This is a genomic window from Curtobacterium sp. UCD-KPL2560 (genome assembly GCF_001705035.1).
Taxonomy (GTDB): domain Bacteria; phylum Actinomycetota; class Actinomycetes; order Actinomycetales; family Microbacteriaceae; genus Curtobacterium.
The window spans coordinates 1-12,597 of the sequence record NZ_MCIG01000086.1 but is presented as its reverse complement, the minus strand read 5'-3'; the positions used below and the strand labels follow the sequence as shown (position 1 = coordinate 12,597).

General features: G+C 73.0%; 10 protein-coding genes. 3 read left to right on the top strand and 7 right to left on the bottom strand.

Going from position 1 to position 12,597, the window contains the following annotated elements; all coding sequences use genetic code 11:
* The first annotated feature begins 804 nt into the window (after nt 1–804).
* Together BEP24_RS14455 and BEP24_RS14450 are read left to right on the top strand one after the other, a co-directional pair.
* Entirely contained in the window at nt 805–1,371 is a 567-nt protein-coding gene (locus tag BEP24_RS14455) for a TIGR03086 family metal-binding protein (protein WP_065964584.1), read from the top strand.
* On the top strand, nt 1,368–2,375 hold the full coding sequence (locus tag BEP24_RS14450) for an aldo/keto reductase (RefSeq protein ID WP_065964583.1): 1,008 nt from the start codon (nt 1,368–1,370) through the stop codon (nt 2,373–2,375). Before BEP24_RS14455 ends, BEP24_RS14450 begins: the two co-directional genes overlap by 4 nt.
* 120 nt (nt 2,376–2,495) lie before the next feature.
* Here BEP24_RS14450 and BEP24_RS14445 read toward each other — a convergent pair whose 3' ends face one another.
* Nucleotides 2,496–3,428: an oxygenase MpaB family protein gene (locus BEP24_RS14445; RefSeq protein ID WP_065964582.1), complete on the bottom strand. Its 933-nt coding sequence runs from the start codon at nt 3,426–3,428 to the stop codon at nt 2,496–2,498.
* Nucleotides 3,429–3,487: 59 nt separating this feature from the next.
* Here BEP24_RS14445 and BEP24_RS14440 point away from each other — a divergent pair, with 59 nt between their 5' ends.
* Nucleotides 3,488–5,170 carry a long-chain-fatty-acid--CoA ligase gene (locus tag BEP24_RS14440; RefSeq protein ID WP_065964580.1) on the top strand — a complete coding sequence of 561 codons (1,683 nt, stop codon included), beginning with the start codon at nt 3,488–3,490 and terminating at the stop codon, nt 5,168–5,170.
* A 41-nt stretch (nt 5,171–5,211) separates the two neighbouring features.
* Here the strand turns inward: BEP24_RS14440 and BEP24_RS14435 are convergent, their stop codons facing one another.
* From BEP24_RS14435 to BEP24_RS14410, 6 genes are all read right to left on the bottom strand, one after another.
* Nucleotides 5,212–6,210 (bottom strand): DMT family transporter, encoded by a 999-nt coding sequence (locus BEP24_RS14435; RefSeq protein ID WP_065964578.1) that lies wholly within the window; start codon nt 6,208–6,210, stop codon nt 5,212–5,214.
* Nucleotides 6,207–8,108, bottom strand: a complete 1,902-nt coding sequence (locus BEP24_RS14430; protein ID WP_253181712.1) for an amino acid transporter — start codon at nt 8,106–8,108, stop codon at nt 6,207–6,209. The genes BEP24_RS14435 and BEP24_RS14430 overlap by 4 nt, the downstream gene beginning before the upstream one ends.
* 172 nt (nt 8,109–8,280) lie before the next feature.
* A complete protein-coding gene (locus BEP24_RS14425; RefSeq protein WP_065964586.1) occupies nt 8,281–9,096 on the bottom strand; it encodes an ABC transporter permease in 816 nt (271 codons plus the stop codon).
* 29 nt (nt 9,097–9,125) lie between these two features.
* A complete protein-coding gene (locus BEP24_RS14420) occupies nt 9,126–10,265 on the bottom strand; it encodes an ATP-binding cassette domain-containing protein (RefSeq protein ID WP_253181711.1) in 1,140 nt (379 codons plus the stop codon).
* 53 nt (nt 10,266–10,318) lie between these two features.
* On the bottom strand, nt 10,319–11,140 hold the full coding sequence (locus BEP24_RS14415; protein ID WP_065964569.1) for a hypothetical protein: 822 nt from the start codon (nt 11,138–11,140) through the stop codon (nt 10,319–10,321).
* A gap of 424 nt (nt 11,141–11,564) precedes the next feature.
* Nucleotides 11,565–12,597, bottom strand: a 1,033-nt coding sequence (locus tag BEP24_RS14410) for an inositol monophosphatase family protein (protein ID WP_290439186.1), incomplete at its 5' end; no start/stop codon positions are given.

Below are 12,597 nucleotides of genomic sequence, written 5' to 3'. Positions count from 1 at the left end.
GGCCGTCCGGTCTGCTGTCCGTCTGCATGAGGCAGTCGTCCTCAGGCTGCGTCGTTGGTCCTGCGGGCGGGCGATGTTCGCACCGGACCTCGACCTCGCTGTGCCGAATCCGCCCGCTCACGTCCCGCTCGTACGGGCCGCTCCGGTGGTCTGCTCGACGGCAGCCAGGTTCAGCCACGCGCCGCGCCGCGCCATGCCAAGCCGCACCACGCCCGCGAACACCGCCATGGCCGCGGACACACCCAACCCCGAGCGGGCGAGATGTGCACGGCACCAGCTGAACCGATGCGAACATCGCCCGCCCGCAGGACCAACGACGCAGCCTGAGGACGACTGCCTCATGCAGACGGACAGCAGACCGGACGGCCTGCTGAACCGAGCGATCACGACCTCCACGCCGACGTTCGGGCGGACGCGCACGCGGGAATCGCCCGCCCGATGCCCTCGTTGCACCCGATGCCAGCACGGCGAGCACTCACGCGGAAGTCCGACGGGCAGAATCGGTGCGAGCACGACTCACGGACGTGCACACATCGCCCGCCCGCGCTCGACACGTCGGACGGACTGCACACATCGCCCGCCCGCGAGTGGAGCCGGACGCGCACGGCCGACGACGGCACCACACGCCCACCCACCAAACGCCAAGCACCACCCGCCAAGCACCAAGCACCACGCACCGAGCACCACCCGCCAAGCAGCCAGCGCCCAGCACCAAGCACCAAGCACCAAAAACCCACGCACCAAGCACCGACCACGCACGCACCCCCACCAACCGCGCTCCCCACCGACGAACAGGAGCACCCCATGGCCACCGACTGGATCGCGATGCAGGAGCTCGCCGCCGCCGAGTTCGGCCGACGGGTCGCCGCCGTCACCGACTGGGACGCAGCGACCCCGGACTCCGAGTGGACGACCCGCGACCTCGTCCGGCACGTCGTCGACGAGCAGCGGTGGATCCCGAAGCTCCTCACCGGCTGCGACTACGCCCAGGCCGAGGCCGACATCGAGCCGATCGGCGACGACCTGCCGGCCGAGTGGGCGAAGTTCGCGTCCGAGGCCTCGCGGGCCTGGCGGAATGCGCCCGCTGACACCCCGGTGCACCTCAGCACGGACGTCGTCAGCGCCGGGGAGTACCTCACGGAGCAGACGAGCGACATCACGATCCACACGTGGGACCTCGCCCGGGCGACCGGGACCGACGAGACCCTCCCGGAGGAACTCGTGCAGGCCGTGTGGGAGTACTTCGAGCCGCAGGTCGAGGACCTCGCAGCGACCGGGCTCTACGCGGCCCCGGTCGAGACCGGGGCGGACGCGCCCCTCCAGGTCCGCCTGCTCGCCGTCACAGGGCGCGATGCCAGGGTGGACGCATGACCAGCGACGAGACCCCGACGGTCCCCACCACACGCCTCGGTGCCTCCGGCCTCGAGATCAGCCGGATCGTCCTCGGCATGATGTCCTACGGCGACCCCGAGCGCGGCGCCCACGCCTGGAGCGTCGACATCGACCAGGCGCGCCCGTTCGTCCGTCGTGCGTTCGAGGCCGGCATCACGTCGTTCGACACCGCGAACGTGTACTCCGCAGGCTCCAGCGAGGAGATCACCGGACAGCTCCTCAAGGAGATCGCCCCACGCGAGGACGTCCAGGTCTTCACCAAGGTGTTCAACCGGATGCGCCCCGGACGCAACGGCGCCGGCCTCTCCCGCGCGGCGATCATGCACGAGATCGACGCCTCGCTGACGCGCCTCGGCACGGACTACGTCGACCTCTACCAGATCCACCGTTTCGACCCGGCCACCCCGGTCGAGGAGACGATGGAGGCCCTCCACGACGTCGTGAAGGCCGGCAAGGCCCGCTACATCGGCGCGAGCAGCATGTGGACGTGGCAGTTCGCGCAGATGCAGCACGTCGCCGAGCTGCACGGGTGGACGAAGTTCGTCAGCATGCAGGACCAGTACAACCTCCTCGAACGCGAGGAGGAGCGCGAGATGCACCCGTTCGCACAGGCGACGGGCGTCGGCCTCATCCCGTGGAGCCCCCTCGCCCGCGGCCGCGTCACCCGCCCCTGGGACGCGCAGGGCTCCGGCAGCCGCGCGGACACCGACGAGTTCGGCAAGACCCTCTACCGCCAGGACGAGGACGCGAACCGCGCGATCGTCGGCGCGGTGCAGGAGATCGCCGAGGCGCGCGGCGTGAGCATGGCCCAGGTCGCCCTCGCGTGGGTGGCCGGCAAGCAGGCCGTCAGCGCGCCGATCATCGGCGCGACCAAGGAGCACCACATCGACGACGCGGTCGCCGCGACGGCGATCGAGCTCACCGCCGACGAGGTGTCGCGACTCGAGTCGCCCTACACGCCCCGGGTGCCGTCCGGTTTCTGACGCACCACGAGACGGACGGGAGGCGCGGTGCACGCTGGCACCGCGCCTCCCGTCCGTCCACGGGTCGCGTCGCGACCCGGATCGTCACTCGGCCGCGTCGGTCGCCGGAGCGTCCTGCGGTCAGGCCGGCGCGCCGGCCGCCCGCCGTTCGCGCTCGAGCCGCTCGATCCGGGCGAGGGCGGCGCGCTCCGTCCCCGGCTGGTTCCCCAGGACCGCACCGATGCCGTCCAGCACCAGGCCGGCGGTTCGCCGCACGGGCAGTTCGACCGGCCCGATCGCGGGTGTCCGCAACCGGAGCATCGAGCGGTGCCGCGGATCGAGGGTCGCGACCGCGCCGTCGAAGACCGCACGGTAGCCCGGTCGGAGCAGGCGGGCGAGCGGCGGGTCCTTGATGAACCGCACGACGTCGTGGGTGCGGGCGTCGGCCTGCAGCTCGCCCCGGTCGAGGTACCCGTTCATCTGCTCGCGGAGCTCCGTCTCGGACTCCGGCGCGTCCTCCACCCCCATGAGCCGCCCGGCGGTCGCCCACTCGCGCACGTAGGCGTCCGCGCCGCCCGGGATGTCCGAACCCCAGACCTGTGCGCTCCGCAGGAACGCGTCGGTGAAGGCGAGGTGCACCCACCGCGCGAGGTCGGGGTCGTTCGCCGCGTACGGCCGCGTGACGCCGTGCCCGTCGACGTACTCACCGACCACCCGCTCGTGCAGCTTCCGCACCCACTGGCTGGCGTGCGTGGCCTGGGCGGTGTCGCCGTGCGAGACGGTGTAGATCCAGCGGATGGTGCCGGCGAGGCGTCCGAACGGGTCCTCGCGGTAGCGGGAGTGGTCGGCCACCCCGGCGAGCGCGCCGGGGTGGAGCGCCTGCACCAGGAGTGCACGGACGCCGGCGAGCACCGTGTGGTTGCCGCCGTGCACGGCCCAGGTGGCGGAGCCGGGCCCGAAGAACCCGGCGTCGGAGCCCTGCTCGAGCGCGTCGATCCACTCGGGGCGTTCGGTGGCGCCGTTGGTGAAGGTGTCGTTGAGGCGGGAACGGAACGCGGCGGACACGGAAGGCATGCGCCCATCGTCCGTCGCGCCCCTGACAATGCGCACTGCCCCGCCGGTAGGTTGGCCGGGTGAGCATCGACACGCCTCGTCCCTGGCTTGCCTCGTACGCCCCGGGGGTCCCGCACGACATCGAGGAGCCCACGGGCTCCCTCGCCGACATCGTGGAGCAGTCCGCGCGGCGCTTCCCGGGGAGGGTCGCGCTGGAGTTCTTCGGACGGACGACGACGTACGCCGACCTCCAGGAGCAGATCACGCGCGCCGCGAACGGCCTGCGCAAGCTCGGGGTGACGGCCGGCGACCGCGTGGCGATCGTCCTGCCGAACTGCCCCCAGCACGTCGTGGCCTTCTACGCGGTGCTGCGGCTCGGCGCGATCGTGGTCGAGCACAACCCGCTCTACACGGCGCGCGAGCTCCGCCACCAGTTCGAGGACCACGGCGCGAAGGTCGCGATCGCGTGGGACAAGTCGGTCGCCACGCTGCAGGACTTCCCGGCCGACGTCGCGCTCGACGCCATCGTCTCGGTCGACATCACGCGCGCCATGCCGCGGTCGACCCGCATCGCCCTCGCGCTGCCGGTCGCCAAGGCCCGCGAGTCCCGCGCCAAGCTGACGACGTCGGTCCGGGGCACGACGCGCTGGGACGACCTCGCGTCGAGCCGCAAGCTGTCGAAGCGCCACCCGCGCCCGACCGTCGACGACGTCGCGCTCATCCAGTACACGTCCGGCACCACGGGGGTGCCGAAGGGCGCGGTCCTGTCCCACCGGAACCTCATCGCCAACGCGGCCCAGGCCCGGGCGTGGGTGCCGCAGATCCGTCAGGGCGACAACACCGTGTACGCGGTGCTGCCGATGTTCCACGCGTACGGGCTGACGCTCTGCCTGACCTTCGCGATGAGCATGGCGTCGCGCCTGGTGCTGTTCCCCGCGTTCGACCCGGCGCTGGTGCTCAAGGCGATGAAGAAGCACCCGCCGACGTTCCTCCCCGCCGTGCCGCCGATCTACACGCGGCTGCAGCACGCCGCCGACTCCGCCAAGGTCTCGCTGCAGGGCATCGAGATCGGCATCTCGGGTGCGATGCCGCTGTCCCAGGACGTCGTCGAGCCGTGGGAGGCACGGACGGGCGGGTACCTCGTCGAGGGCTACGGTCTCTCCGAGTGCTCCCCCGTGCTCATGGCCAACCCGGTGTCGCCCGAGCGTCGACTCGGTGCGATCGGACTGCCGCTCTCCTCGACCGAGGCCCGCGTGGTCGACCCGGACGACTCCACGAAGGTGCTCGGCACCGGCGAGGCCGGCGAGCTCCAGGTCCGGGGTCCGCAGGTGTTCCGCGGCTACTGGGGCAAGGCCGAGGCCACCGACGAGGTGTTCACGCCGGACGGCTGGTTCCGCACCGGTGACGTCGTCTCGATCGACGCGGACGGCTTCGTCAGCATCGTGGACCGCCTCAAGGAGCTCATCATCACCGGCGGCTTCAACGTCTCGCCGTCCGAGGTCGAGGACGCGCTCCTCAAGCACCCGAGTGTCCGCGAGGTCGCGGTCGTCGGCATCACCCAGGCCGGGAACGAGCAGGTCGTTGCGGCGGTCGTGCCGAAGGACCCACGGACGTTCGACGCCGAGGCGCTCCGGGCGTGGTCCCGCGACCAGCTCGCCGCGTACAAGGTGCCACGCCGGGTCGTCGTGGTCGAGGACCTGCCCCGCTCGATGATCGGGAAGGTGCTGCGCCGCAAGGTGCGGGACCAGATCACGGGCAAGTAGCAGCGCACGGACCCGGGACGGAGCAGCGCGCAGACCGCTCGCTACGCCCCGGGCCCCGCGCGGCCGCCCTTGCCCGCGCCGGCCGGCACGGCGAGCACCGCCAGACCGACGACGACGAGCGCGATGCCCGTCCACCCGGCGACGCCGAGGCGCTCCCCCACGACGAGGACCGCGAGCACCGCTGCCACCACCGGTTCGAACAGCGACAGCAGGGTGGCCGCCGACGCGCTCGTGCGCCGCAGGCCGAGCGCGTACAGCGAGTGTCCGAGCACGGTCGGGACGAGTGCCAGGTACAGGAACACCGGCCAGTTCGCCCCGACGGCGAGGTCGTCCCGCCCGACGACCACCGCCAGGACCGTGAGGGGCACGGCGGCGAGCCCGAACACCGCGCCGACGATGCCGCGCCCGTCCGACGCCGTCACGACCGGGAGCGCAGCGGCCCCGGCACCCGCACCGCCTGTCGTCGCGCCCACGACGGTCCCGGCCCCCAGCCCCCGGGCGACGGCCCACGAGTACGTCGCGTAGGTGAGGCCCGCCAGCAGCGCGGCGCCCAGGCCGGCCAGCAGACGCTCGTCGCCGGTCGCCCCGGACCGCGCGAGCGTCACCACGACCATGCCGACGACGCTCACCACGGTGGCGACCACCCAGCGCCGCGTCACCCGCCGCCGGTCAGCGGCCCACTCGACCAGCCCGGCGAAGAGCGGCGACGAGCCGATCGCGACCGTCGTACCGAGGGCGACCCCGGCGTCGTCGAGGGCCGCGTAGAAGGCGACCGCGTACACGACGAGCGACGACGCCCCGAGCGCCACCCAGCGCCGGCCACCCGGCCGCGTCACGGCACGCACGGCGCGACGCCCTGTGAGCGCCGCGAAGACCAGTCCGCCGAGGCCGAAGGTGACCGCGCCGAACACGGCCGCCGGGACGCCGGGCGCGAAGTGCGTCGCGGTGCCGGTGGTCCCCCACACCGTCGCGGCGACGAGGACCGCCGTCACGCCGCCGGCGGACCGGGAGGCGCGGGCCGACCCCGCCGCGTCGCTCACGACACGTGGACGGTGGGACGCCGGGCCACGTCGGGTTCGGCTTCGCGCAGGACCTCGCGGGTGACCGGGGCGACGTCGCCGACGCCCGTGAACACGAAGCGGATCGCGTTGCGGATCGGGTTGCCCTCGTTCCACTCGAAGTAGATCCCGGGCACGACCCCGGCGATGTCGCGGATCGCGAGCAGCGTCGACGCGATGGTGTTCGGCACGTTGCCGGACCGCACCCGGAGCACACGGTGCCCGTGGACGACGTGGCCCTCGACCAGCAGGTCCTCCTCGAAGTCGGACGAGTCGGCGGGCAGGACCTCGAGGAACATCGTCGGCACGCGTGCCGGGATGCCCGAGTCACGTCGCTCCTCGCGGCCCTTCGCACGGTACGCGGCGGCGGTCCCCGCACCCGGCTCGTTCGCGATGATGCACACGGCACTGAACTGGTCGGCGTCGGCCTCGATGAACTGCCGGGCGACCGCGTCGAGCTCGATCGACGAGGCACGGAGCTCGAACGACCGGCGGACGCGGGACACGAGCGACACGACGACGATGGCGATGATGAACACCGCCGCGATGCGGACGCCGTCGGGGCGCTCGATGACGTTCGCGACCGTGGTGTAGACGAACACGACGGTGATGACGCCGAACGCGACCGTGCGCTTCCGCTGCTGCTTCCGGCGCGCCGACAGGGTCACGGCGAACGCGGCACTCGTGATGAGCACGAGCACGCCGGTCGCGTAGGCACCGCCCTGTGCGTCGACGTCGGCCTGGAACAGGATCGTGATGGCGAAGGCGATGAGCGTGAAGATGATCACGAGCGGCCGTGTCGCCCGTGCCCACTGCGGCGCCATGCCGTACCGGGGCAGGAACCGCGGCACGAGGTTCAGCAGGCCCGCCATGGCGCTCGCGCCGGCGAACCACAGGATCGCGACCGTCGAGAAGTCGTAGACCGACCCGAACACGTTGCCGAGGTACTCGTGCGCCAGGAACGCGAGCGCGCGGCCGTTCGCCTGCCCGCCGGGCTGGAACTCGTGCTGCGGGATGAGGAACGTCGTCACGATCGACGACGTGATGAGGAACGTGCTCATGATGACCGCGGCCACGGTGAGCAGGCGGCGGGTGCCGCGGATCCGTCCCTCGGGTCGGGCACTGGTGTCGTCGGTGGCGTCGCCGCGGACCTGTGGCATCACCGCGACGCCGGTCTCGAAGCCGGACAGGCCCAGGGCGAGCTTCGGGAACACCACGAGCGCGATCCCGATCATGACGAGCGGGTTGCTGTGCTGCGTCGTGAGGCTCGTCCACCAGTCGCCCACCACCACGGGGCGCTCGAACACGTGCCACATCGCGACGCCCACGACGACCGCGTTGAGCGCGAGGTACACCGCGACGAGGCCGACCGCGATGCCGATCGCCTCCTTGAATCCGCGCAGGAAGACCACCCCGAGCAGGAGCAGCAGCGCCAGGGTGAGCGGCACCGGGATCTCGGTGAACCACTCGGGCGTGAAGGGGTTCTCGGCGATGTGCGCGGTCGCGTCGGCGGCGGACAGCGTCATCGTGATCATGAAGTCGGTGACCGCGAACCCGAGCAGGACGAGCACGAAGAGCTTCCCCGCCCACCAGGGCAGGAGCTTCTCGAGCATCATGATCGAACCGGCGCCCTTGAAGCTGTCCTGCGCCACACGGCGGTACACGGGCAGCGCGCCGAACAGCGTCACGAGCACGAGCACGACCGTGGCAATCGGGGAGAGCAGCCCGGCGGCGAGGGCCGCGATCGCCGGCTGGTAGCCGAGCGTCGAGAAGTAGTCGACGCCGGTCAGGCACATCACGCGCCACCACGGGTGGGTCTTCTCGACCTCGACCTGGTGCGGGCCCTGGTGGGTCGCCCCCTGGTCGGCGCCGTGCAGCATCCACCGGCGCAGCCGGTCGCTGCGGTCGGCGGGTCGCTCGGGGGCGTCGCGTCGAGCGGCGGGCTCGGCTTCGGTCGCGGTCACGAGAGACGATGGTAAGCGGTCGCGGGCTGTCCCGGGAGCGCGGGACGGCCGGGTGTGGACAACCGCAGGTTCCACGTCCGCCCGGCGGCTACTTCGCGCTGATCCGCGTGTACTTGTTCACCGCCCACGGCACGAACACGACGAGCATCACGGCGATGCCCACGAGCACGGTGAGCACCGGGTGCTGCATCGTCCACACGTCCGGCACCGGCGCGGACCCGACGTTGCCGAACAGCTCCCGCGCGGCCTGCACGAGGGACGACACCGGGTTCCACTCGGCGAACACCCGCAGCACGAGCGGCATCGTCTCGCTCGGGACGAAGGCGTTCGAGATGAACGTCAACGGGAACAGGATCATGAACGAGGCGTTGTTGATCACCTCGGGCGTCTTCACGCTCATCCCGAGCAGCGCCATCACCCAGCTGAACGCGTAGCTGAACAGCAGCAGCAGCGCGACCCCGGCGAGGAACTCGTGCGGTGCCGACTGCACCCGCCACCCGACCGCGAGCCCCGTCAGCATCATGATCACCATCGAGATGCCGTTGAGCACGAGGTCGGAGTTCGTCCGCCCGACCAGGACCGCCGACGCCGACATGGGCAGGGTCCGGAAGCGGTCGATCAGCCCCTCCTTGAGGTCCTGCGCCATCACCGACCCCGAGAACGTCGCGCCGAAGACGACCGTCTGCGCGAAGATCCCGGCCATCAGGAACTGCGTGTAGTCCGTCCCCCGCACCTGGATCGCACCGCCGTACACCTGGCTGAACAGCAGGACGAACATGATCGGCTGCAGGACCGCGAACACGAGCATGTCCGGCGACCGCTTGATCTTCACCAGGTTGCGCTTCGTGACGGTCCAGCCGTCCTCGAACCACACCGCCACCGGAGACGTGACCGCGACGGGCAGCTGACGGCTCGTCGCCGTGCCGACGGCGGTCACCGGACCGACTCCGAGGTCGCGCCCGCGGCGTCGGCACCGTCCGGCGGGTCGCCACCACCCGGCCTGGAGGCGCGGCCTGCCTCCGCCCCGTCGGCCCGGCTGGACGTGTCGGCCGCGTCCGGTGCCCCGCCGCGGCGACCACGTCGTCGCGAGCGCGCCGGACCGCCGTCGCCGTCCTCGTCGTCGCCGGTCGCCACGTGGCCGGTGAGCCGGAGGAACACGTCGTCGAGCGTCGGCCGGCGCATCCCGGCGTCGTGCAGCGCGATGCCGGCCTCGCCGAGGTCGGCCAGGACCCGCTGCAGTGCCGACGGCCCCGCCTCGACCGCGATGCCGAACGTCCGGCCGTCACCCGAGGACTCGACGTCCCCGACGCCGTAGCGGCGCAGTGCCGTCGTGGCGGCGTCCCCGTCGGCCGGGTCGACCAGGGTGACGACGACCCGGTGCCCGCCGACCTGGGCCTTGAGCTGGTCGGCGGTGCCCTGCGCGATGACGTGCCCGTCGTCGATGACGGCGATGTCGTCGGCGAGCTGGTCCGCCTCCTCGAGGTACTGCGTGGTGAGCAGCACGGTCGCTCCGTCCGCGACGAGCCCCTCGATGATGCCCCAGAGCGCGAGACGGCTGCGCGGGTCGAGCCCGGTCGTCGGTTCGTCGAGGAACAGCACCCGCGGGTTCATGACGAGTGCCCCGGCCAGGTCGATCCGGCGTCGCATGCCGCCCGAGAACCCCTTCACGGGGCGGTCCCCCGCCTCGGACAGGTCGAACACGTCGATCAGCTCGCGCGCCCGGTCCCGCGCGGTCCGTCGACCCAGGTGGTAGAGCCGCCCGATCATCTCGAGGTTCTCGAACCCGGTCAGGTTCTCGTCCACCGCGGCGTACTGCCCGGAGACGCCGATCGAGCGCCGGGTGGCCTGCGGGTCGGCGACGACGTCCACGCCGTCGATCGTCGCCGTCCCGCCGTCCGGTACGACGAGCGTGGTGAGCACCTTCACGGTGGTGGTCTTGCCCGCGCCGTTCGGCCCGAGGAGGGCGGTGACGGTGCCCTCGGGGACGGACAGGTCGAGCCCGGCGAGGGCGTGCACCGGGCCCGACTTCGACCGGTACGTCTTGGTCAGCCCGGAGGCTTCGATGATGGCCATGGCGGTCCTCCTGCGGTCGTGCAGTACGTCAGGTGCCCCGGCGACCCCGCACGTCACACGTCGAAGTCGCCACCGAGGTCGCCGAAGCCGCCACCACCGAGGTCGCCGCCGCTGAAGTCGCCTCCGCCGCCGCCGCCGGTGCCGTCGTCCCAGCCCGCGTTCTCGTACCCGCCGCCGTCGCCTGCGCCGTCGGCGGGATCGCCACCAGTGTCCTCCTGACCACCGTCGCCCGCAGCATCGGTACCGCCGTCGAACGATCCGGGGTCGGGCAGGAACGCGCTCATGACCGCCGACCCGATGACGTAGCCCGCCACGGTGCCGAGGACCGACGCGCCGACCATCCGGCCGAACGAGGGCCCACCACGCTGGCCGAACCCGCCCGCGCCGCCGCCCATCCCGCCGAGCGAGCGCTCCATGAAGCCGGGCTGGCGGATCTCGGACCGCGTCGCCGCCTGGGCCAACGAGCGCGGGTCGTCGCCGCGCGGGGCCTCACCGGCGGGGGCGGTGCGGGTGAACTCGTCGTAGACCATCCGGCGCTGCTCGGGCGTGAGGGTCGCGAACGCCTCGGCGTGCACCTCCTCGATGCGCTCCGGCGGGGCCGTGCGGAGCAGGTAGCGGTACCGCTCGACCGCGCGCTCGTCGTCGGTCGTCGCGCCGGCGCCGGACTGCCCACCCGGCTGGCCGCCGCCCTGCGGACCGCCCCACTGCGGAGCGCCGTACGGGTCCGCAGCCCCGCCCTGCTGCGGTGTCACCTGGTACGACTGCTGCCCGTACCGGTACCCCTGCTGCTGCGGTGCGGCCGGCTGCTGTCCCCACTGGTCCTGCTGGGGACGGTCGCGGTCCGGACGGCCGAGCAGACGGTCGAGGAATCCCATGGCGATGCTCCTTCGTGCGCGGTCCGCCCCGGTCGGGACGGTGCGTCGGGTGCCACCCTAGGCAGCCCCGTCGTGCCCCGGCTGAGCGGCTGCACAGAGTCGGCCGGGAGCCCACGGGGCGTCGCCCGACCGCGCGCTCCACGCCCGGTCCCACGCGCATCGCCCGTGAGGACCGCCGGTCGGCCCGGGTGGGCGTTCCCACCCACCGGACGGGAGGCGCGTGGCGGGGCCGTCCCGCGCCTCCCGTCCGACGCGTCGCGGGACGCCCCGCCGGGCCGGTGCGGCGGCCTCCACCGCACCGGGTCACCGAGCCGGACGGGAGGCGCGTGGCGGGGCCGACCCGCGCCTCCCGTCCGACGCCTCGGCGTCGACCGCCCGCGCCACGCAGGCCGGACCGGTCACCGGTCCGCGCTGCGCCCGGGGGTCAGCCCGCGGCGAGCGCCGCGGTCCACACCGCGTGCAACTCGTCGGCCGCGCCCGGGTGCGCGACCAGGAACGGCTCACCCTCCCCGGGGAAGCCGTCCACCGGGCCCTCGCGGGTCATGACGACACCGCCGGCCTCGTGCACGAGGAGCACGGCCGCGCCGTGGTCCACCGGGTCGAACGCCGGGACGCACCCGCCGACGCCGCGGCCTGCGGCGACCTGCGCGATCGTCAGCGTGCTCGAGCCCATCACGCGGAGGGCACAGGAGCGCTCGGCGAGGGCCTCGACCAGCGCGCCGAACGACCGGCGGTCGCGCCGTCCCCCGAACTCCGCGCCCACGACCGCGCCGGCGAGCGGACGCGGGCCGTCGTCGAGCAGCAACGGCGTGTCCCGCAGGACGGCCCCACGGCCGCGTCGGGCCTCGAGCACGTCGCCGCGCCACGGGTCGGCGACGACGCCCACGAGCGGACGACCGCCGCGGGTCAGGCAGAGCGACATCGCGGTCCACGGCACGCCGTTCACGAGGTTCGTCGTGCCGTCGACGGGGTCGAGGTACCACCGGTGCCGGTCGCCGGGGGCGTCGCCGTACTCCTCGCCGGTGAACCCGTGGGTCGGGAAGGCCGCACGGACCCGGGCGCGGACGAGTCGCTCGACCGCGCGGTCGACGTCCGTGACGAGGTCACCGGGGGAACGCTTCGTCGACACCCGACCGACCGGGTGCTCGCGGGTGAAGGCGACGACCTCGTGCGCGATGCGGTGCGCGAGGGCCTGCGCGCGGGTCGCGACCTCCTCCTCGGTGGGCTCCCGCTCTGGACCCGACCAGCCGTCCCGCTCGCCGCCGACCAGGGCCGCGCGGGTCGAGGCCACGTCGTCGGTCGCGATCAGGTCGACGCCGAGCCGGGCGGCCCAGCGGACCGGTTCCGGCTCGTCGACCGTGTGCACGGCGACGCGGAGCCCGAGGTCGTGGGCGGCGGCCAGGGTGGCGGGGGTCAGGAAGACGTCGTCGAGCACGAGGGTCGAGGGGGTCGAGGGG